The 20690-nt window shown below is 73.1% G+C and carries 13 protein-coding genes and 2 pseudogenes; 10 read left to right on the forward strand and 5 right to left on the reverse strand.

All coding sequences use genetic code 11. The features are described from left to right. Window positions 1–2: 2 nt before the first annotated feature. Entirely contained in the window at window positions 3–1985 is a 1983-nt protein-coding gene (locus ABT158_RS10900) for an APC family permease (RefSeq protein WP_352352562.1), read from the reverse strand. A gap of 83 nt (window positions 1986–2068) precedes the next feature. Beyond that, window positions 2069–3040 (reverse strand): PP2C family protein-serine/threonine phosphatase, encoded by a 972-nt coding sequence (locus tag ABT158_RS10905; RefSeq protein WP_352352563.1) that lies wholly within the window; start codon window positions 3038–3040, stop codon window positions 2069–2071. Between the two features lie 138 nt (window positions 3041–3178). On the opposite strand from ABT158_RS10905, the gene ABT158_RS10910 reads away from it, so the two are divergent. The 5 genes and pseudogenes from ABT158_RS10910 to ABT158_RS10930 form a co-directional block, all read left to right on the forward strand. After that, window positions 3179–5284, forward strand: coding sequence for an ATP-binding protein (locus ABT158_RS10910; RefSeq protein ID WP_352352564.1), 2106 nt, complete (start codon window positions 3179–3181; stop codon window positions 5282–5284). 131 nt (window positions 5285–5415) lie between these two features. Further along, on the forward strand, window positions 5416–6630 hold the full coding sequence (locus ABT158_RS10915; RefSeq protein ID WP_352352565.1) for a cytochrome P450 family protein: 1215 nt from the start codon (window positions 5416–5418) through the stop codon (window positions 6628–6630). 240 nt (window positions 6631–6870) lie between these two features. Beyond that, window positions 6871–7815 carry an alcohol dehydrogenase catalytic domain-containing protein gene (locus tag ABT158_RS10920; RefSeq protein WP_352352566.1) on the forward strand — a complete coding sequence of 315 codons (945 nt, stop codon included), beginning with the start codon at window positions 6871–6873 and terminating at the stop codon, window positions 7813–7815. Between the two features lie 3 nt (window positions 7816–7818). After that, window positions 7819–9111, forward strand: a pseudogene (gene melA, locus ABT158_RS10925) (alpha-galactosidase). A 123-nt stretch (window positions 9112–9234) separates the two neighbouring features. Beyond that, window positions 9235–9780 (forward strand): annotated as a pseudogene (locus ABT158_RS10930) (amidohydrolase family protein); the annotation flags it as partial. A gap of 4 nt (window positions 9781–9784) precedes the next feature. On the opposite strand, the gene ABT158_RS10935 reads toward ABT158_RS10930, so the two are convergent. Then, window positions 9785–10699 (reverse strand): sigma-70 family RNA polymerase sigma factor, encoded by a 915-nt coding sequence (locus ABT158_RS10935; protein WP_352352568.1) that lies wholly within the window; start codon window positions 10697–10699, stop codon window positions 9785–9787. A 220-nt stretch (window positions 10700–10919) separates the two neighbouring features. On the opposite strand from ABT158_RS10935, the gene ABT158_RS10940 reads away from it, so the two are divergent. Next, the gene (locus ABT158_RS10940) at window positions 10920–12227 is read left to right on the forward strand and encodes an FAD-binding oxidoreductase (protein ID WP_352352569.1); all 1308 of its coding nucleotides are present in this window, start codon (window positions 10920–10922) and stop codon (window positions 12225–12227) included. Here the strand turns inward: ABT158_RS10940 and ABT158_RS10945 are convergent, their stop codons facing one another. Then, window positions 12228–13502: a C39 family peptidase gene (locus tag ABT158_RS10945; protein ID WP_352352570.1), complete on the reverse strand. Its 1275-nt coding sequence runs from the start codon at window positions 13500–13502 to the stop codon at window positions 12228–12230. A gap of 245 nt (window positions 13503–13747) precedes the next feature. Between ABT158_RS10945 and ABT158_RS10950 the strand changes: the two genes are divergently transcribed. Both ABT158_RS10950 and ABT158_RS10955 read left to right on the forward strand, forming a co-directional pair. After that, window positions 13748–14734 carry a polysaccharide deacetylase family protein gene (locus ABT158_RS10950; protein ID WP_352352571.1) on the forward strand — a complete coding sequence of 329 codons (987 nt, stop codon included), beginning with the start codon at window positions 13748–13750 and terminating at the stop codon, window positions 14732–14734. 72 nt (window positions 14735–14806) lie between these two features. Beyond that, a complete protein-coding gene (locus ABT158_RS10955) occupies window positions 14807–15265 on the forward strand; it encodes a GNAT family N-acetyltransferase (protein WP_352352572.1) in 459 nt (152 codons plus the stop codon). Window positions 15266–15293: 28 nt separating this feature from the next. On the opposite strand, the gene ABT158_RS10960 is transcribed toward ABT158_RS10955, so the two are convergent. Further along, window positions 15294–15740: an Lrp/AsnC family transcriptional regulator gene (locus ABT158_RS10960; RefSeq protein ID WP_352352573.1), complete on the reverse strand. Its 447-nt coding sequence runs from the start codon at window positions 15738–15740 to the stop codon at window positions 15294–15296. A 93-nt stretch (window positions 15741–15833) separates the two neighbouring features. On the opposite strand from ABT158_RS10960, the gene ABT158_RS10965 reads away from it, so the two are divergent. Further along, window positions 15834–19319, forward strand: a complete 3486-nt coding sequence (locus tag ABT158_RS10965; protein WP_502911509.1) for an indolepyruvate ferredoxin oxidoreductase family protein — start codon at window positions 15834–15836, stop codon at window positions 19317–19319. After that, window positions 19316–20449: an acyl-CoA dehydrogenase family protein gene (locus ABT158_RS10970; RefSeq protein ID WP_352352574.1), complete on the forward strand. Its 1134-nt coding sequence runs from the start codon at window positions 19316–19318 to the stop codon at window positions 20447–20449. The genes ABT158_RS10965 and ABT158_RS10970 overlap by 4 nt, the downstream gene beginning before the upstream one ends. Window positions 20450–20690 lie beyond the last annotated feature (241 nt).

A 20690-nucleotide genomic window follows, 5' to 3' on the forward strand; every position in this document is an offset into this window, starting at 1 on the left:
GGTCAGCCGCCGACGTGGATGCCGGGCCGCCGCTGCGGCTCGGGCTCGACCTTGCGGATGATCTCGCGGACGACCGGCGCGGTGTCGCCGCGGCCCAGGATGAGGTAACGCAGCAGGTGGACCATCGGCGAGCCCTCGGCCCACTCGAAGTAGCAGTGGGGACGCACCCCGGTGCCGTCGCGCAGCGCCAGCAGCACGGCCGCGATCGCGTTGGGCGCCGCCGGGCTCTCCGCGCGCAGCACGCGGTGGCCGTCGACCTCGACGCCGCGCACCCGCAGCACGTCGCTGAAGCTGGACGGGTCGATGACGTCGATCTCCAGGAACAGCACGTCGGCCCGGCCGGGCACCGGGTTCATGGACCGCTGCTCGCTCTCCTTGGCCAGGTATTCGGCCGCGTCGCCGGGGCCGCGCCGGTTGGCGATGATGTTGAGCGCGCCGTCGTGGTTCAGCGAGTCGGTGACGAACCGGCGGGCCGCCTCGTCGAACTCGATCCGGTCGGCGCGCAGCTCGGTGGTGCGCGACACCCGCGAGATCAGCGAGATCGCGACGATGCCGAGGATGAAGAACGCCGAGATGGTGATGCCGTCGGGCTTCTCCCTGATGTTCTCCACCAGCGCGTAGACCAGCACCAGGGTCAGCACGGCGAATCCCAGGACGGCCGGGGTCTGGCGGTGGCGGACGGCCGAGATGGTCACCGCCACCGCGCCGGAGACCATCATCGCCAGGATGCCGGTGGCGTACGCGCCGGCCTGGGCGTCGACGTCGGCGTTGAAGGCCAGGGTGAGCAGGACGCAGATGGCCGTGTAGACCAGCACGACGGGCCGGACGGCCTTGCCCCACTCGGGCGCCATGCCGTACGAGGGCAGGTAGCGCGGCACGATGTTGATCAGGCCCGCCATGGCCGAGGCGCCGGCGAACCAGAGGATGAGGATGGTGCTGACGTCGTAGACCGTGCCGAAGCCCTCGCCGAGCCGTTCGTGCGCCAGGTACGCCAGCGCCCGGCCGTTGGCCTGCCCGCCCGGCGCGAACTGCTCGGCCGGGATGAGCACGGTCGTGACGAAGCTGGTGGCGATCAGGTAGACGCTCATGATGAGCGCGGCCACGGTCAGCAGCTTGCGGGTGTTGCCGATGCGCGAGCGCAGCCGCTGCTCGGGGTCGTCGCCCTGGGCGGCCACGAGCGGCATCATGCTGACGCCGGTCTCGAACCCGGACAGGCCCAGCACCAGCAGCGGGAAGGCCAGCACCGCCGGGCCGACCAGCCCGGTGAAGCCGCCGCGCCCGTTGAGCAGCGCGTCCGTCCAGCGCGACAGGACCTCCGGCTCGGCCGCCACGTCGGCGAACCCGACGGCCACGACGACCGCGTTGAGCAGCAGGAACAGCGCCACCAGCGGGATGGCGACGCCGACCGCCTCGGTGAAGCCCATCAGGAACACCCCGCCGAGCACCACCAGCAGCACCACGGTGATGATCACCGCGTGCCCGTGCAGGAAGCTCGGGAAGTACGGGTTCTCCAGGATGTGCACCGAGGCGTCGGCGGCCGACAGCGTGATCGTGATGATCCACGACGTGGCCACGAACCCCAGCAGGACCAGCACGAACAGCTTGCCCCGCCAGAACGGCAGCAGGCGTTCGAGCATGGCGACCGACCCCTGCCCGTGCGGGCTCTCCTTGGCCACCCGCCGGTACATCGGCAGCATGCCCAGCAGCGTCAGCGCCACGATGAGCAGCGTGGCCAGCGGCGACAGCGCGCCGGCCGCGAGCGCGGCGATGCCGGGCAGGTAGGCCAGGGTGGAGAAGTAGTCGACGCCGGTCAGGCACATGACCTTCCACCAGGGCTGCGGCTCGCCGTGGCCCTCGGCCGACTCGGGGCCCACAGGCTGGACCTGGTGCCGCAGCAGCCATCGCGCCGGCCGGCTCGAAGGCGGCCCGGTACGGCCCGCGCTCTCGACCGACGCGGGTATGGCAAGCTCACCGGTACCGCTCACCGGAACTTCCTCTCGGGGACGCCGCCAACGAACGTCCCCACCCTAGGGGGTCGGATCTCGACGGCGTCCGCCGCGGTCCGCCCTCAGAAGCCGTCCTTGCGGGAGTCGGCCGGAAGGGCGGTGGCGGCCGGGCCGTCCGGCTCGGGACCGGCCGCGCGCTCGGCCGGGTCCGGCGCGGGCACCGGCTGCACCAGCAGCAGTGTCAGGTCGTCGCGCAGGTCGCCGGCGTGCTCGTCCAGCAGGTCGAGCAGGTTGGGCAGCGCGTGGTCGAGGCCGGGCGCGGCCAGGGCGTGCCGGACGTGCCGGTCGAGCGGGAACTCCACGCCGTCGGCGTCCCTGGCCTCGCTCAGGCCGTCGGTGTAGAGCAGCAGCCGCTGGGACAGGCCGAGCCCGGCGCGCCGCAGCCGCGGCTCGGGGCCCAGGCCGAGCGGCGGCGAGGGCTCGGGCGGCTCCAGCGCCTCCAGGCGGTGGCCGATGCGCAGCGGAGCCGGATGGCCGCAGTTGACCAGCCGCACCTCGCCGGGCACGAACTCGGCCAGCAGGACGGTCACGAAGTCCTCCTCGCCCAGGTGCGGGACGAGGTCGGCGTCGAGCGCCGTGGCCAGCGTCACCAGGTCGGGCACGTCGGGCGCGTGCCGCCGGAAGGAGGCCAGCACGACCGCGCTCAGGCGGACGGCCTCCATGCCCTTGCCCTTGACGTCGCCGACGATCAGCCGCACCCCCGTGGGCGCGACCAGCGCGTCGTGCAGGTCGCCGCCGATCAGCGCCTGGTCGGTGGCCGAACGGGTGTGGACGGCCAGGCTCATGCCGCCGAGCCGGGGCGGCAGCGGCCGGACGATCGCCTGCTGGGCCAGCTCGGCGATCTGCCGCACCCGGGACAACTCGCGTTCCTGGTCGCACTGGAACCGGTAGGCCACGGACGCCAGCCCCATCGCAGGGGCGAGGACGAGCAGGCCCGTCAGCGGGTCGAAACCGGCGCGCCCGAAGGTGACATAGAGCGCGACAACCCCTTCGACCAGCAGGAACAGCAGGAACCAGCCTCGCTGTGAACGCATGGTGTGTCTCCGGTTATCGGCTTCTTCTTTCCGGACGCGGCGAACAGGGTGAGTAGCTACTTTCTCACTTTTAGTCACGCAGTGCATCAGGTTCCGGCAAGCTGCTGTCACAACTTCATCCGATAGGTGGCGATCACGATGGCAGGTAAGTGGCAGGCGGGCAACCTTCCAGCGGAACTCACGAGCCTGATCGGCCGCGGCGCGGAGCTGGAGCAGGTGCGTAAGGCGTGCCGGCGGTCGCGGCTGGTGACCCTGACCGGGGTGGGCGGCGTCGGCAAGACCCGCCTGGCCCTGCGCGCCGCCGCGGACCTGCGGCCCGACTTCGCCGGCGGCTGCTGGCTGGTCGAGCTGTCGCCGCTGGACGACGGGACCCTGCTGCCGCACGCCATCGCCGAGGCGCTCCGGCTCACCGACCAGACCACCAGGCCCATGTCCGAGGTGCTGGCCGAGCACCTGTTCGGGCGCGAGCTGCTGCTCGTGCTCGACACCTGCGAGCACCTGGTCGGGGCCTGCGCGGCGACCGTCGAGGGGCTGCTGGCGGCGGTGCCCGGACTGCACGTGCTGGCCACCAGCCGCCGTCCGCTGGAGGTGGACCCCGAGCTGGTGATCGTGGTCGACCCGCTGCCGGTGCCGGCCGCGGGCGCCACCGCGCCGCTCGGCCACGACGCCGTGACCCTGCTCGTCGAGCGCGCCGCGGCGACGATGCCGACCTTCGAGATCACCGACACCAACCGCGACGACGTCGTCCGGCTGTGCCGCAGGCTCGAAGGCATCCCGCTGGCGATCGAGCTGGCCGCGGCCCGGCTGCGCGACCTGCCCCTCGGCCATCTGGCCGACCGGCTGGAGGACCGCTTCGCCACCCTGGAGGACGACCTCGCGCTCACCCAGGAGGCCGACCCGCCCTGGCACCAGGCGCTGCGTACCGCCGTCGGGTGGAGCCACGAGCTGTGCGAGCCCGCCGAGCGGCTGCTGTGGGCGCGGGTGTCGGTGTTCGCCGGCGACTTCGACGCCGAGGCGGCGCGCCGGGTGTGCGCCGACGAGCGGCTGCCCGAGGCCGACATCGGGCTGCTGCTCGACGCCCTGGCCGACGAGTCGATCCTGACCTGGCTGCCGACCGGCTCGGGCGAGCGCTACCGCATGCTCGACACGCTGCGCGAGTACGGCGCGGGCTGGCTGCGCGGCCTCGGCGAGGAGGCGGAGCTGCGCCGCCGGCACCGCGCCCACTACCAGGACCTGGCCGTGCGCGGCGCGGCCGGCTGGCTCGGCGCCGGCCAGCCCGCCTGGTACGACCGGATGGTCGGCGAGCACGACAACCTGCGCGCCGCGCTGGAGACCGCGCTCGGCGAAGGGGACGGCGAGGCCGCCCTCGACCTGGCCGGCACGCTGGCCTTCTTCTGGTACGGCTGCGGCTACGCCAAGGAGGGCCGCCACTACCTGGGCCAGGCCCTGGCGCTCGACCCGGCCTCCGGCCCGGTCCGCGCCCGCGCCCTGTGGGCCGACGGCCTGCTCGCCGCCACCCAGGGGGACGCCGCCGCGGTCGAGGCGCGGGCCGAGGAGTGCGAGGCCGCCGCGGCCGACGACGACGCCTTCGCCGCGCTGTGCGTCAAGGCGCTGCGCTCGTCGGCCGGCGTGATCCGCGGCGACCTGGAGCAGGCCATGACGGAGTCGGAGCCGGCGTACGCGATGCGCTGGAGCGGCGACGAGCTGACGATCGCGGGGCTGCTGGCGCTGATGTGCCGGGCGGTCGCGCACACCGTCGCCGGCCGGATCGAGGAGGCGATCTCGGTGCTGGAGGACCTGCGCGCCCTGTGCGACCAGCAGGGCGAGCAGGCCATGCGCTCCCACGGCGACCTGCTGCGCGGCCAGGCCGAGCTGGCCCGCGGGCAGGTGGCGGCGGCCGTCGCCTACGGGCAGGCGGCGTTGCGCACCAAGCGGAGGCTGCACGACGACTTCGGCATCGGGCTGACCGTCGACCTGCTGGCGCTCGGCGCGGGGGCCGCGGGCCGGCCCGAGCGGGCGGCCCGGCTGCTGGGGCTGGCGCAGCGGATCTGGAGCAGCCACGGTCAGGCGCAGGCCAGCGTCCCGGCCTGGGTGGCGGCCCGGCAGGAGTGCGAGCGGCAGGCGCGCGAGGCCCTGGGCGACGACGGGTACGGGTCGGCGTTCCGCGCCGGGTACGACGGCGAGGTCGACGCCGGGATCGCGTACGCGCTCGAAGCCGAGGGGGAGGGGCTGCCGAACGTGTGAGATCACCGATCCTGGGGCTCCGACGTGGCGGAGGAGGCAGATGTTGCCTGCCTGGCGGTGACAACCTCACCCCTTGGATCCATCGGCGTTACCACGGAGAGTAGGGAGACATCCGTACATGGGAGGCTGCATTGGACACCGCGCCACTTCCGTTCCCGGTTCCCGGCGAGCGGACGTCCGACACGATCCGCCGCCTGCGGGACGAGCACGGACCGGTCCTGCCCGTTCTGCTGCCGGGGGAGGTGAACGGCTGGCTGGTGACCTCCTACGAGGCGACGGACGAGGTGCTGGCCAACGACGAGGCGCTCTACAGCAAGGACGCCAGGAACTTCACCGGTCTTCATGACGGCACCGTCCCCGCCGACTGGCCGCTGCGCCAGGTCATCGAGGGCGACCACCTGCTGACCAAGGACGGCGCCGACCACCGGCGGCTGCGCAGCCTCATCAACCGCGCCTTCACCCCGGCCCGGGTGGCCGCGCTGGCCCCGCGCGTCCAGGAGATGACCGACGAGCTGCTCGACCGCATGGCCGAGCGGGACGGCGAGGTCGATCTCGTGACCGCCTTCACCGAGCCGCTGCCGGTCGCCGTGATCTGCGAGCTGTTCGGCGTCCCGCGGGAGGAGCGGGCGCAGATCCGCGAGTGGACGGGGGTGATGTTGTCGCACGCCGCCGCCCCCGACGAGGTGAACGCGGCGGCCGGGTCGCTGCTCGGCTACCTGGCGGCCTTCATCGCGCGCCGCCGCCGCGAGCCGGCCGACGACCTGACCACCGGCCTGATCCGCGCCAACGAGGACGACGGCGGCCGCCTGTCCGACAACGAGCTGCTGTGGATCCTGTGGGTCGTGCTCGTCGCCGGTCACGAGACGACCGTTCACCTGATCGCCAAGGCGGTGGTGGCCCTGTGCGCCGACCCCGCCCAGCTCGACCGCGCCCGTACGGAGGACGCGTGGGAGCAGGTGGTCGAGGAGGCGCTGCGCAGCCGCAACTCGGTCGTCGGCCTGGTCTTCCGCTACCCGCTCAAGGACGTCACGGTCGCCGGCACGACCATCCCGGCGGGCCGGCCCATCGTCGTCGGGCTCACCGGCGCGGGCACCGACCCGGCCCGCTACGGCCCGGACGCCGGCCGTTTCGACCTGGGCAAGGCCAAGGAGGGGCATCTCGGCTTCGGCCGGGGCCCGCACTTCTGCCTGGGGGCGCCGCTGGCCCGGCTGGAGGCCAGGATCGCGCTGTCGTCGCTGTTCGGCAGGTTCCCGGGGCTGCGGCTGGCGGTCCGCCCCGAGGAGATCGCCTACACGGCGTCAATCATCACCGAGGGGCCGCTGGCGGTGCCGGTGCTGCTGCGCTGATTCTGCCTGTCAAACCGGCTTTCCGCGATTCGGAACAGGGCGGCCGGGCCGAGGATGACGTCCTCGGCCCGGCCGTTCCTGGCTTGCCGGATGCGGTGACGCCGCCCCGCTTCGCCCCGGCCTCTTGACATGATCTTCGCCGCAATGGTCTCCTAGCGCCAGTTCGGAATAGCATTCCTCATGACGGAATAGGATGGGGATCTCCATGGAACGCGCGCATTCGACCGCCGGCCGGCCCTCGTGAGGGCTCTCGTCTTCACCGCCCCCGGCGTCGTGGAGCAGCGGGACGTGCCCGAGCCCGCGGCCGGGCCGGACGAGGTGCTGGTGCACGTGGTCGCCTCCGGCATCTGCGGCAGTGAGCTGCACGGCGTGAAGACCCCCGGGTTCCGGGTGCCGCCGCTGGTCATGGGGCACGAGTTCGCCGGGCGCACCGACGACGGGCGGCCGGTGACGGTCAACCCGATCCTGTCGTGCGGCGCGTGCGACGTGTGTCTGATCGGCCGGCCCAACGTGTGCAGGAAGCGGCAGATCATCGGCGTGCACCGGCCGGGCGCCTTCGCCGAGCGCGTCGCGGTGCCGGCCGCCGCCGTGGTGCCACTGCCCGGCGGGCTGGGCTGGACCGCCGCGGGCGTGGTGGAGCCGGCCGCGAACGCCGTGCACGCCTGGGGGCTGGCCGGGCGGCCGGCCGGGGCGCGCGTGGGCGTGATCGGCGCCGGGGCCATCGGCCTGGCCTGCCTGCTCGCCGCCCTTTCCGGCGGCGCGGCCGGCGTGGACGTGGCCGACCGCTCGCCCGAGCGGCTGGCCGTCGCCGCGGGGCTCGGCGGCGTGGCGGCGGGCGCCGAGCTGACCGGCGAGTACGACGTGATCTTCGACGCGGTCGGCGCCGCCGCCACCCACGAGCAGTCGCTGTCCCGGCTGCGCCCCGGCGGCGTGGCCGTCTGGCTCGGCCTGGCCGACCACGTCGCCGGGTACGACGCCGCCGACCTGGTGCGCGGCGAGAAGCGCGTGCTGGGCTCGTTCGCCTACGACGCGGCCGACTTCGCCGCGGCCGTCGACCTGGTCGGCCGCTGGGACCTGAGCTGGGTCCGGACCTTCCCCCTGGAAGAGGGCGCCGAGGTCTTCACCCGGCTGATGAACGGCCAGGCCACCCCCGTCAAAGCCCTGCTGACCCCGGAATCGAGGTAATCCATGGCCCGCATCGTCCTGGTGGGCGCCGGCAGCATCACGTTCGCCAAGAACCTTCTCTCCGACATCCTGACATTTCCGGAACTGTCGGAGTGCACGATCGTGCTCCACGACATCGACAGGGCCCGGCTCGACACCGCCGCGGCGATGGCCCGCTGGATGGTCGCCGAGCTGGGCATCGGCGCCCGGATCGAGGCGTACGCCGACCGCCGCCCCGCCGTCGAGGGCGCCGACTACGTGATCAACGAGATCGCGGTGGGCGGCCTGGAGGCGGTCAGGCGCGACCTGGAGATCCCCGCCGCGTACGGCGTGCGCCAGACGATCGGCGACACCCTGGGCATCGGCGGCATCTTCCGCGCCCTGCGCACGATCCCCGTCATGGTCGGCATCGGCGACGACCTGGCCGAGCTCGCCCCCGACTCGGTGCTGTTCAGCTACACCAACCCGATGTCGATGATCCCCTGGTCGGTCTACGCCGGCACCCCGTTCAAGAACGTCGTGGGCGTCTGCCACGCCGCCCGCGACACGCAGAGCACGCTGGCCGCCATGGTCGGCGTCCCGGAGGAGGAGATCTCCTTCCTCACCGCGGGCGTCAACCACCAGGCGTTCGTGCTGCGCTTCGAGCGCGACGGCGAGAACCTCTACCGGCGGCTCGACGAGCTGATCGACCGGGACCCCGAGCTGCGGCGGCGGGTGCGCGTGGAGGTCTACCGCAACTTCGGCTACTTCCCGACCGAGTCCTCCGAGCACGGCTCGGAGTACCTGCCGTGGTTCCTGCCGCACGCCGAGGAGGTCGAGCGGTACCGCATCCCGATCAACGTCTACCTGGAGTGACTGGCCGAGGGCTACGAGGAGTACGAGCAGTACAGGAGCTCGCTGGAGGCCGGCCGGGGCGTGCCGATCGAACGCGGCGACGAGCTGGCCTCGCTGGCCATCCACTCGATGGAGACCGGCACCCGCAGGCTGATCCACGGCAACGTGCGCAACGGCGGCCTGATCTCCAACCTGCCGCCGGAGGCCACGGTCGAGGTGCCCTGCCACGTCGACGGGTCCGGCGTGCGGCCGCTGCCCGTCGGCGAGCTGCCCGCCCAGCTCGCCGCCCTCAACCGGGCCTTACTCAGCGTCGGCGAGCTGACCGTCAAGGCGGCCCTGGAAGGGCGGCGCGACCACGTCTACCAGGCCGCGCTGCTCGACCCCAACACCGCCGCCACCCTGCCGGTCCGCAAGATCCGCGAGCTGGTGGACGCCCTCATCGAGGCCCACGGCGACCTGCTGCCCGAAGGCATCAGGAAGTGACCCCGTCCGGCGCCGGCCTGCCGCTGTCCCGCTACCGCCCGGTGTCGCAGCTCCGGGTGGCCGTGCACGAGGTCGACCGGGCCCGGCTGCCCGTCGTGGTCCGAGACCGCGACGCCCGGCTTCGGCGAGCGGCTGGCCGCCCAGCTGCGCCGCTCGGCCGCCGAGGGCGCGGCCGGGCTGAAGGTGTGGAAGGACGTCGGGCTGCGGGTGCGCGAACACCGGGGCGAGCTGGTCATGCTCGACGACCCCCGCCTGGACCCGCTGTGGGCCGCCGTGGGGGAGGCGGGCGTGCCCGTCGCCCTGCACACCGCCGACCCGGTCGCCTTCTTCCAGCCCGTGGACGAGCGCAACGAACACTGGACGCGTACCCGAACTTCCACATCGACATCGCGGCGCGCGTCGCCGAGCTGGGACGCCAGCCGCGCGCCACGCGGGCGCTCATGCTCCGCCGGCCGGGTGCTGTTCGGCACCGACGAGATCCCGCCGCACCCGGACGTCTACCGGATCCACTTCCGGTTCATGGAGACCGACGACGAGGCGTTCGCGCACTCCCTCGACGACCCGCCGCTGATGGGCCGGTGGACGATCTCCGGGCTCGACCTGCCCGACGACGTCCTGGAGCAGGTGTACGCGGGCAACGCGCTGCGGCTCGTGCCACGGCTGGCCTGACCGCTCAGGGCACGGCCACGCCGCCGTCCGGGACGGGGCCGGGCCCGGGGTCGAGGGCGGCGTCGAGGGCGACGTCGAGGGCGGACAGGCGGGCCGGGTCGGAGACGATGTCGATCCCCGTGATGCGCTCGTCGGACGTCGTGACGCGCAGCACCAGGAACAGCCGGCCGCCGCGCAGCACGCCGATGCCCGGCCTGCCGTCGATGAGCACGAGATCGGCGAAGCGCGCCCGGCCGGAGTCGGTGAGCGTGCCCTGGGCCACCGGACGGGCGCCGCGCCGCTCGCCGCCCGAGCCTGGCAGGTCCGACCGGTGCAGCACGTCGGGGTCGAGCACCGCGAGCAGGGCGTCCAGGTCGCCGGCGCGGGCCGCGGCGAGGAAGGCGGCCACGAGCCTGCGCTGCCTGGCGTGGTCGGCGGCGGGCAGGACGGGCGTGCCGTGCACCCGCTGCCGCGCCCGGCTGGCCAGCTTCTTGGCCGTGGCGGGGGAGCGCGCCACGATCTGCGCGATCTCCCCGAACGGCATCGCGAACAGGTCGTGCAGCACGAACGCGACCCGCTCGGCCGGGCTCAGCGTGTCGAGGACCACCAGCAGGGCGAGCCCGACCGAGTCGGCCAGCACCGCCGCGTCGGCCGGATCGCCGTCATGGACGCTCACCTGGTCGAACCGCTCGCCCTCGACGAGCTGCTCGTCCCTGCGCCCGCGGGCGCGCAGCATGTCGAGGCAGACCCGGCCGACGATCGTGGTCAGCCAGCCGGGCACGTTCGCGACCCCGTCCGTGCCGGCGCGGGCGGCCCGCAGCCAGGTCTCCTGGACGGCGTCGTCGGCCTCGTCGGCCGAGCCGAGCATGCGGTACGCCACCGCCCGCAGGTGGCTCCTGGTCAGGTCGAAGTGGCCGGCCAGGTCGGCTTGCGCGTTCATCGGTCACCTTTCGTCGCGCCGGGTCGTCATACAGGCGGCTGGGCGACGACGGGGGGCGACCATGGCGGCATCCTAAGCCCGTCAGGACATGGTGAGGGGCCCCGGCGCACGAGCGTGCCGGGGCCCGCCGGCATGTCGCCGGAGGCGATCTTCCTGACGGTCGGTCACCTTTCCCGGGCTCGCGTCGTCAAGGTGGTGAGTCTTCATGAAGGAGTGGACGATGACGTACGACAAGCTGCGCACCGCGGTCGAGGGACGCGTGTGGCTGCCCGGCGACGCGGGTTTCGAGGCGGCGGCCAGGGCGTGGAACCTGACCGTGGCCCAGCCGGTGGCCGCCGTGGTCGAGGCGGCCGACGCCGCCGACGTGGCCGCCCTGGTCCGCCATGCCCGCGAGGAGGGGCTGACCGTCTCCGCCCAGCCGCGCGGCCACGGCGCGAGCGGCTCCGCCGACGGCGTGATCCTGCTGCGCACCAACCGGCTGGACGAGCTGGAGATCCACCCGGCCGAGCGGCGCGCCCGCGCAGGGGCAGGCGTGACCTGGGGCGCGGTGCAGACCGAGGCGGGCAGGCACGGCCTGACCGGGCTGGCCGGCAGCAACCCCGCCGTCACCGTCACCGGCTACACCCTCGGCGGCGGCCTGAGCTGGTTCGGCCGCAGGTACGGCTGGGCGGCCGACAGCGTGCGCGCCTTCGACGTCGTGGACGCCGAGGGCCGGCCCGCGCGGGTGACCGGGGAGAGCGACCCCGACCTGTTCTGGGCGCTGCGCGGCGGCGGCGGCGACTTCGCGCTGGTCACCGCCGTCGAGTTCGACCTGTACGCCGAGCGCGCCCTCTACGGCGGCCGTCTCATGTGGCCCGGCCAGAAGGAGGCCGAGGTGTTCGCGGCCTTCCGCGAGCTGACCGCCGACGCGCCGCCCGAGCTGTCGGTGTGGGTGAACCGGGTCCAGTTCCCCAAGGCGCCCCCGATGGTGACCGTGGACCTGGCCTACCTGGGCGAGGCGGCCGAGGCCGAGGGTCTGCTGGGCCGGCTCGCCAAGATCGACGGCGTGCTGGGCGACACGCGGGCCGCCATGGCCACGGCCGACCTCGGCGCGATCACCGCCGAGCCGACCGACCCGGCGCCCGCGGTGGCCCGTACCGAGCTGCTGACCGGGCTCGACGCCGGCGCCGTGGAGATCCTGCTGGCCGAGCCGGTCGGGCCGCTGGTCGCCATGCAGGTCAGGCACCTGGGCGGCGCGCTGACCCGGCCGGGCGGCGGCGCCGGGGGAGCGCTGGCCGAGCCGTACCTGCTCTACCTGCTCGGGGCCGGGATCAGCCCCGAGCTGGGCCAGGCCGTACGGGCCAAGCAGGACGCGGTCGTCGCCGCCCTGGGCGACCGGGTCAGCGGGCGCAAGCCGTACACGTTCCTGTCGCCGGGCGAGCGGGCGGCTCAGGCGTTCCCCGAGCCGGCGCTCGCCCGGCTGCGCGAGATCAAGCGGTCGCGCGACCCGCAGGGCGTGTTCCGCGCCAACTACCCGGTGCTGGACTGATCACCAGTTGGCGGGCAGGCCCGGCGTCGTGGCGGGCAGGGCGTGGCCGGGCGGGCGGATGACGTAGGCGACGCCGCCGCTGCTCGAACTGCGCAGCCACACGTTCTCGAAGTCGGCGCGCGGATAGACGTGGCGGACGGCGTCGTTGCTGGACGAGGCCGGGTCGTTGGCGATCACGTCGCCCGTCGCGGTGAAGCCGACGATCACCATGAGGTGGCCGTCGGTGCCGTAACCGGCGCCGGGCAGCTCGCCCTTCCTGAACGACTGCGAGGTGATCACCGGGATGCCCGCCTTGATCAGCCGCTCCAGCTCGGTCAGGCTGCGCAGGCGGGTGACGAAGCCGTCCAGGCCGTAGCGGCCGGCGTAGGCGGTGTTGAACGGCCAGTTGCCGGCGCCCTGGTAGGCGTGGTCGTAGGTGTAGCGGGCCGCGTAATCCACCTCGGGGTTCGGGTCGGACGGGTCCACCCAGGCGGTGTCCTGCGCGCTCGGCCACTTGTCCCAGTAGCCGAGCACCATCGTGGTCGAGGTCGGGCTGCACCATGCCTCGCCGCCGCCGTCCCACTCGGGGTAGTGGCCCGCGTGCACGTTCTGGGAGCGGCGCGGGACGTTCAGCTCGACGCCCCACGCCCCGCCGCCGGGGCTGACCGGGACGGTCTTGCGGTCGGGCACGTTCGAGGCCATCGCGCCGAACGTGCGCACCCGGGGCGTCACGGCCGAGCCCGGACTGCGGTAGAGGGTCAGGCGGAGCTGGTACGCCGACAGCTGCCGTCCGGACGCCGCCACCAGCGTGTCCACGGCGACGGACCCGTCCGCGTCGCCCTGGCCGGCCACGGAGGTGCGCAGGATGTCGCCCTCCGCGTAGGACCAGCGGCCGAGGACGTACCACTTGCTCAGCCCGGCGGTGTTCCTGGCCCTGGCCTCGACCTGCAGCCAGCTTCCCTGAGGCACGTCGGCCGTCCAGGAGGCGATCAGCTGGGTGGCGGGGAAGCCGACCGTGCGCTCGGGGCCGGTCCAGCGGGCGTACTCCCACGTCCTGGTGCCCAGGGCGTCGGTGTAGGAGGTGGTGCCGGCGGCCGAGGCGAACGACAGCCCGTCGGCGGCGGACGTGCCCTCGCCGGCGCCGGTGGCGAAATCGGCCCGGTGGTAGACGACGTCGGGGACGACGGGGCCCGGCTTCGTCCCGGCGAGGTCCTTCCCGGCGACGGCGGCGACGGCGGGCGGTTGGAGGGTGGTGGCCAGCAGGAGTCCGGACAGGAGGACGGTCAGCGCGCGCATGAACCCACCTTGCTCGGAAGGCTTCGGATGGGCCCGACAGTAGGGACATCCGGCGGGCAAAGCATCGGGAAATCTACGTATGGCGATGAAGCTTTCCTTCCGCCGAAACTTTCTCTCCCGGTCGCCGCAGCTTGTCGTGGTACTGCTTGGCAGCTCCGCTCGAAACTTTCTGCAGTTGGTTGACATGTTTCGGCGCGGTCATCACACTCGCGATCGAGCTTCCCGTACCGCCTTGGAGGCAGACCATGATCAGGAAGTTGCTCATCCTCGGCGCCGCGTGCACGCTCGCCGCGGGCCTCGCGCTGACCTGGGCCACCACCCCCTCGAACGCCGCCGACTGCGGCGGCGGCTACGTCGGCCTCACCTACGACGACGGCCCCAACCCCGCCACCACCTCCAGCCTGCTCAACGCGCTGACCTCCAACGGCCTGCGGGCCACGATGTTCAACGTCGGCCAGAACGCGCAGAACAACCAGGCCCTGGTCCGCGCCCAGCAGAACGCGGGCATGTGGATCGGCAACCACAGCTGGACCCACCCGCACCTGACGCAGCTGAGCGCCGCCCAGATGCAGTCCGAGCTGCAACGCACCCAGCAGGCGATCCAGCAGGCCACCGGCGCCGCGCCGAGGCTGTTCAGGCCGCCGTACGGGGAGACGAACGCCACCCTCCGGTCGGTCGAGCAGCAACTCGGCCTCACCGAGGTCATCTGGGACGTCGACTCCCAGGACTGGAACGGTGCGAGCACCGCCCAGATCGTCCAGGCCGCCGGCCGGTTGCAGAACGGCCAGGTCATCCTCATGCACGACAACTACGCGACGACCATCGCCGCGATCCCGCAGATCGCCGCGAACCTACGCGCCCGCAACATGTGCGCGGGCATGATCTCGCCGGCGACCGGCCGGGCCGTCGCGCCCGACGGGAGCGGCCCGACCACCCCGCCCTCGTCCCCGCCGCCCGGCGGCGGCGCCTGCACGGCGACCGTCTCCGCGGGCCAGCAGTGGGCCGACCGCTTCAACCTGTCGGTCGCGGTCTCCGGCACGAACTCCTGGATCGTCACCGTCACCGTGCGCAGCCCGCAGAAGATCATCGCCACCTGGAACGGCAGCCCGGCCTGGGACGGCACCGGCAACGTCATGACGATGCGGCCGAACGGCAACGGCAACACCTTCGGGTTCACCGTCCAGCACAACGGGGACCGGACCTGGCCCGCGGTCTCCTGCCGGGTGGGGTGAGGCCCGTCCCGGTATGGAATGCTCTCCGCCATGCTGATAAGGAACGGGACAATTGACGACATTTCCCCGATCGTGGCGTTGCACGTGGAGAGCTGGCGCACGGCCTACGCGGGCATCATGCCCGACGGTTTCCTGAACGGCCCCCTGGACGACGACCGGCTCGCGCTCTGGCGGGCGCGGCTGGACCCGCCCGTCCGGGGGGCGGGCCTGTTCGTCGGCCACGACGACGAGGGGAAGCTGCTCGGCTTCGCCTACCTGCTGCCGTCCCAGGACGGCCGGATCCTGCTCGACAACCTGCACGTGCGGCCCGGGAGCACGGGCTCGGGCGCCGGATCGCGGCTGCTGCGGCACGGACTGGCCTGGGCGGCGGACGAGCATCCCGGCCGGGAGGTCTACCTGGAGGTGCTCAAGGAGAACACCCGGGCCATCGGCTTCTACGAACGGCACGGCGCACGCCGCACCGACGAGCGGATGTGCCGCTTCCGGCAGGGGTTCGAGCTGCCGGAGCTGGAGTACGCCTGGGTGAACTGACCCTCCGGCGGACGCGTGCCGCAGGCGGTCAGGTGAGGGCGTCGCGCGTCCAGGAGCCCAGGACCAGCAGGGACTTGGTGCCGGTGACGTTGCCGGCCCGGCGTAGCCGGTCGATGACCTGCTGGAGGTGCCCGAGGTCGCGCACCCGTACGTGGATGAGGGCGTCGGGGTCGCCGGCGATGGTGAAGACGGCCTGCACCTCGGGCACGTCCGTCGCCGTGCGGACGATCTCGCCCACCGGCGTGGTCCCCGGGTACCGCAGCTCGGTGAACGCCTCGATGCCCCAGCCGAGCTTGGCGTAGTCGATCTGGACGGTGAACCCGGTGATCACCCCGATCTCCCTGAGCCGGTCGACCCGCCGCTTGACCGCCGCCACCGACAGGCCGACCCGCTCGGCCATCTCGGAGAAGGTGCGGCGGCCGTCCTCGCGCAGCAGCCGGAGCACCTGATGGTCGATATCGTCGATGTCCGGCATGCGAGAATCCTCCTTGGTGACGCAAAGTTCTTCTGCGCCAGAATCGCCCAGCTCACATTATTTGCGTCTTCGTTGTGGTTTCACGTCTGATACTTGCGCACAGTAGCTCTCCGTTGCTGTGCTGGGAAACCCCACATACGCATTGCCCGCCAGGAGGTTCGCGTGAGCGTGAACAGCGCGACCGTGTCGCTCGACGACAAGTACGCCGCGCCGGACGGCCGGGTGCTGATCTCCGGCATCCAGGCCCTCGTCCGGCTGACCCTCGAACAGCGGCGCCTGGACCGGGACCGCGGCCTGAACACCAGGGCGTTCGTCTCCGGCTACCAGGGCTCCCCGCTGGGCGGCCTGGACCTGGAGATGGGTCGCGCGGCCCGCTTCCTGGACGAGGCCGGCGTCGTCTTCCAGCCCGGACTCAACGAGGAGCTGGCCGCGACGGCCGTGGCCGGCACGCAGCTCCTCGGCCAGGTCCCCGGCCGCAGCCACGACGGTGTCACCGCCTTCTGGTACGGCAAGAACCCCGGCCTCGACCGCGCCGCCGACGCCATCAGGCACGGCAACATGGCCGGCACCGCCGCGCTGGGCGGCGCGGTGGCCTGGATCGGCGACGACCCCGGCTGCAAGTCCTCCACCGTGCCCAGCTCGTGCGAGCCGATGTGCCAGAGCCTGTCGATGCCGCTGCTCGCGCCCGGCTCGGTCGCCGAGATCATCGAGTTCGGCCTGCACGCGGTCGCCCTTTCCCGCGCCAGCGGCCTGTGGACCGGGCTGAAGATCGTCGCCGACATCGCCGACGCCTCGGCCACCGTCGAGCTGGGCGCCCCGTACGACGGCATCCCCCTCCCCGACCACGCCGACCGCGGGAAGTCGCCGATCCTGGTCGGCCCCTCCGCCCTGGACGCCGAGTACGACCTGCTCACCCGCAGGCTGGAGCTGGCCCGCGACTACGGCCGCAGGCACGGGCTCAACCGCGTCATGCGCGACGCCCCCCGCGCCACGCTCGGCATCCTGGCCTCCGGCACCACGTACGCCGTGGTCCTGCGTGCCCTGGCCGACCTCGGCCTGGACGAGAGCGCCACCGAGGACCTCGGGCTGCGCCTGATCCGGCTCGGCATGCCCTTCCCGCTGGCCGAGGCCGACCTGGCCGCCATGACCTCCGACCTCGACCGGGTGCTGGTCGTCGAGGACAAGGTGCCGTTCCTGGAAGGGCAGCTCAAGCAGGCCCTCTACGGCGGCGAACGCGCCCCCGTCGTGTCGGGCCGGGACCTGCTGACCGCCCGCGGCACCCTCGGCGCCGAGGACGTCGCCAAGGCGCTGGCCACCTGCCTCGGCCCCGACCGGCTCCCGCGCGGGACGGTCCACCTGTCCCGGCCCGCGTCCGCCGCGCGCCGCCTGCTGCCGATGGTCGCCGCGCGCACGCCGTACTTCTGCTCGGGCTGCCCGCACAACTCCTCCACCCGCACGTCCGACGACACGCTGGTCGGCGTCGGCATCGGCTGCCACGCCATGATCGCCCTCGACGGGCACGGCCGAGGCACCCAGATCGGCATCACCCAGATGGGCGGCGAGGGCGCCCAGTGGATCGGGCTCGCGCCGTTCACCCGGGACCGGCACTTCGTGCAGAACCTCGGCGACGGCACCTTCCACCACTCCGGCTCCCTGGCCGTGCGGGCCGCGGTGGCGGCCGGGGTGACGATGACCTACAAACTGCTCTACAACGACGCCGTCGCCATGACCGGCGGCCAGCGCGCCGAAGGGCGGCTCGACGTGCCCGCGCTCACGCGCTCGCTGGCCGAGGAGGGCGTGCGCAAAATCGTCATCACCACGCCCGAGCCGGAGACGTACCGCGGGGTGCGGCTCGCGCCGATCGCCTCCGTGCGGCACCGCGACGACCTCGCCGACGTCGAGCGGGAGCTGGCCGCCCTCGACGGCGTGACCGTCCTGCTGCACGACGACAAGTGCGCGGCCGAGGAGCGGCGGCTGCGCAAGCGCGGCAAGCTGCCCACCCCGACGGCGAAGGTCGTGGTCAACGAGCGCGTCTGCGAGGGCTGCGGCGACTGCGGCGACGTCTCGACGTGCCTGTCCGTCCAGCCCGTCGAGACCGAGTACGGCCGCAAGACCCGCATCCACCAGCCGTCGTGCAACTCCGACCTGAGCTGCCTCAAGGGCGACTGCCCGTCGTTCCTGCTGGTCGAGCCCGGCACCAGGGCGCCGCGCGAGCTGCCGCCGCTGCCCGTGCGGCTGCCGGAGCCGGTCGTCCGGCTCGACGGCGACGCCGAGACGCTGATCCGGATGCCCGGCATCGGCGGCACCGGCGTCGTCACGGTCTCGCAGATCCTCCAGATGGCCGCCCACCTCGACGGCCTGCACGCCGCCGGCATCGAGCAGACCGGCCTCGCGCAGAAGGGCGGCCCGGTCGTCAGCGACGTGCGCATCGCCAAGCGGCCGGTGGACGGCTCGGTGCGCGCCTCGCGCGGCACGGCCGACGTGCTGATCGGGTTCGACCTGCTCGGGGTCGCCGCCGACGCCAACCTCGCCGTCGCCGCGCCCGGCCGGACGGTCGCCGTGGTGAACACCTCCATCGTGCCCACCGCCGCCATGGTCACCGGACGGGCGACCGTGCCCGGCTCCTCGGCCGACGCCGTGGCGAGGCTGGAGTCCGCCACCGAGGGCGCGGACAACCTGTACCTCGACGCCCACGAGCTGTCCGAGGCGCTGTTCGGCGACCACATGCCGGCCAACATGCTGCTGGTCGGCGCGGCGTACCAGCACGGCTGCCTGCCCGTCTCGGCCGCCTCGATCGAGGCGGCGATCAGGCTCAACAAGGCCGCCGTCGAGAAGAACCTCGCGGCCTTCCGCTGGGGCCGGGCCGCCGTCGCCGACCGTGAGGCGGTACGCCGGGCCGCGCTCGCCGAGCCCGCCGAGCGGCCCGCGCCCGGCCTGGAGGAGACGCTGGCCCTGCGGGTGGCGGACCTGACCGGCTACCAGAACCAGACCTACGCCCGTACGTACGAGAACGACGTCAGGCGCGTGACCGCCGAGGCGGCCAGGCGGGCGGGGGAGGAGGCCGGCGCGCGCGTCGGGCTCGCCTACGCCCGCTCCCTGCACAAGCTCATGGCCTACAAGGACGAGTACGAGGTCGCCCGCCTGCACCTCGACCCCGAGGAGCAGGCCAGGCGCGAGCGCGAGTACGGCGCCGACGCGGTCGTGTCCGTGCTGCTGCACCCGCCGCTGCTGCGCGCGATGGGCATGAAGCGCAAGATCCGGCTGCGCCGCTCCGCGCCGGTGCTGTTCCGCGGCCTGCGGGCCGCACGCGTGCTGCGCGGGACCGCCCTCGACGTGTTCGGCCAGGCCGAGGTCCGCCGGGTCGAAAGGGAACTGATCACCGAATATCGTGATCTCATGCGTGCCGCCCTCGCCCGGCTGACCCCCGGCACGATCGACGCCGTCGCCGAGATCGCCGGCCTTCCCGAGTCGATCCGCGGGTACGAGGACATCAAGCTCGCCCGCGTCGCCGAGTTCCGTGAGCGGGCCGCGGCCGCCCTGGCCCGCCTCGCCGAAGCCGCACCCAAGGAGTCGTCGTGACCGTTGACCGCCTGCTCCCCGACCAGGACGCCAAAGACCTGATCGAGCTGACCCGCGACATCGCCGACAAGGAGCTCGCGCGCCGGGTCGACGAGCACGAGCGCGCGGAGACGTACCCGGAGGGGCTGTTCGCCACCCTCGGCGCGGCCGGGCTGCTCGGGCTGCCCTACCCCGAGGAGTTCGGCGGAGGCGGCCAGCCGTACGAGGTGTACCTCCAGGTGATCGAGGAGCTGGCGGCCCGCTGGGCGGCGGTCGCGGTGGCGACGAGCGTGCACACGCTGGCCTGCTTCCCCGTGGCCGCGTACGGCACCCCCGAACAGCGCGAACGCTGGCTGCCCGACATGCTGGCCGGACGGATCGTCGGCGGCTACAGCCTGTCGGAGCCGCAGGCGGGCTCGGACGCGGGCGCGCTCACCTGCCGGGCCGAGCGCACCGAGAGCGGCGACTACCGCATCACCGGCAACAAGGCCTGGATCACCCATGGCGGCATCGCCGACTTCTACGCCCTGTTCGCCCGTACCGGCGAGCGCATCTCCTGCTTCCTCGCGCCCGGCGCGGCCGAAGGGCTGACGTTCGGCCGCCCCGAGGAGAAGATGGGCCTGCACGCCGTGCCGACCACCAGCGCCCACTGGGACGGCGCCGTCATCGACGGCGACCGGCTGATCGGCGAGGAGGGCCAGGGCCTGCAGATCGCCTTCAGCGCCCTCGACTCCGGCAGGCTCGGCATCGCCGCCTGCGCTGTCGGCCTGGCCCAGGCGGCCCTCGACGAGGCCGTCGCCTACGCCAAGGAGCGGCAGACCTTCGGCAAGCGCATCATCGACCACCAGGGCCTCGGCTTCCTGCTGGCCGACATGGCGGCGGGGGTGGACAGCGCGCGGGCGACGTACCTGGACGCCGCCCGCCGCCGCGACGCCGGCCTCGACTACAGCCGCCAGGCCAGCGTGGCCAAACTGGTCGCCACGGACACCGCCATGAAGGTCACGACGGACGCGGTCCAGGTGTTCGGCGGCTACGGCTACACCAGGGAGTTCCGGGTGGAGCGCTACATGCGCGAAGCCAAGATCATGCAAATCTTCGAGGGCACCAACCAGATCCAGCGCCTGGTGATCGCCCGGCAGTTGGCAAAGTAGCCCCTGACACGCGAAAACCCCGCTTCCCTGTGATGGGAGGCGGGGTTCTTTGTGGTGGATTTCGGCTTTGGAGGATCACTGTTCCGTCCCTGGCCCGTGTGAGACCTCGCGCGGACGGAACGGCCGGCCGTTCTTCGGCAGGGCATAGACATGCTCGCTGCCCAGCTTCTTGCTCTGTCGACGGACGCGGGGGACACTGAGCCCGCATGCGGCCCCGATCATCGACAGCAGGCGCTGATCT

It is taken from the genome of Nonomuraea sp. NPDC001636 (assembly GCF_040298265.1).
GTDB lineage: Bacteria > Actinomycetota > Actinomycetes > Streptosporangiales > Streptosporangiaceae > Nonomuraea.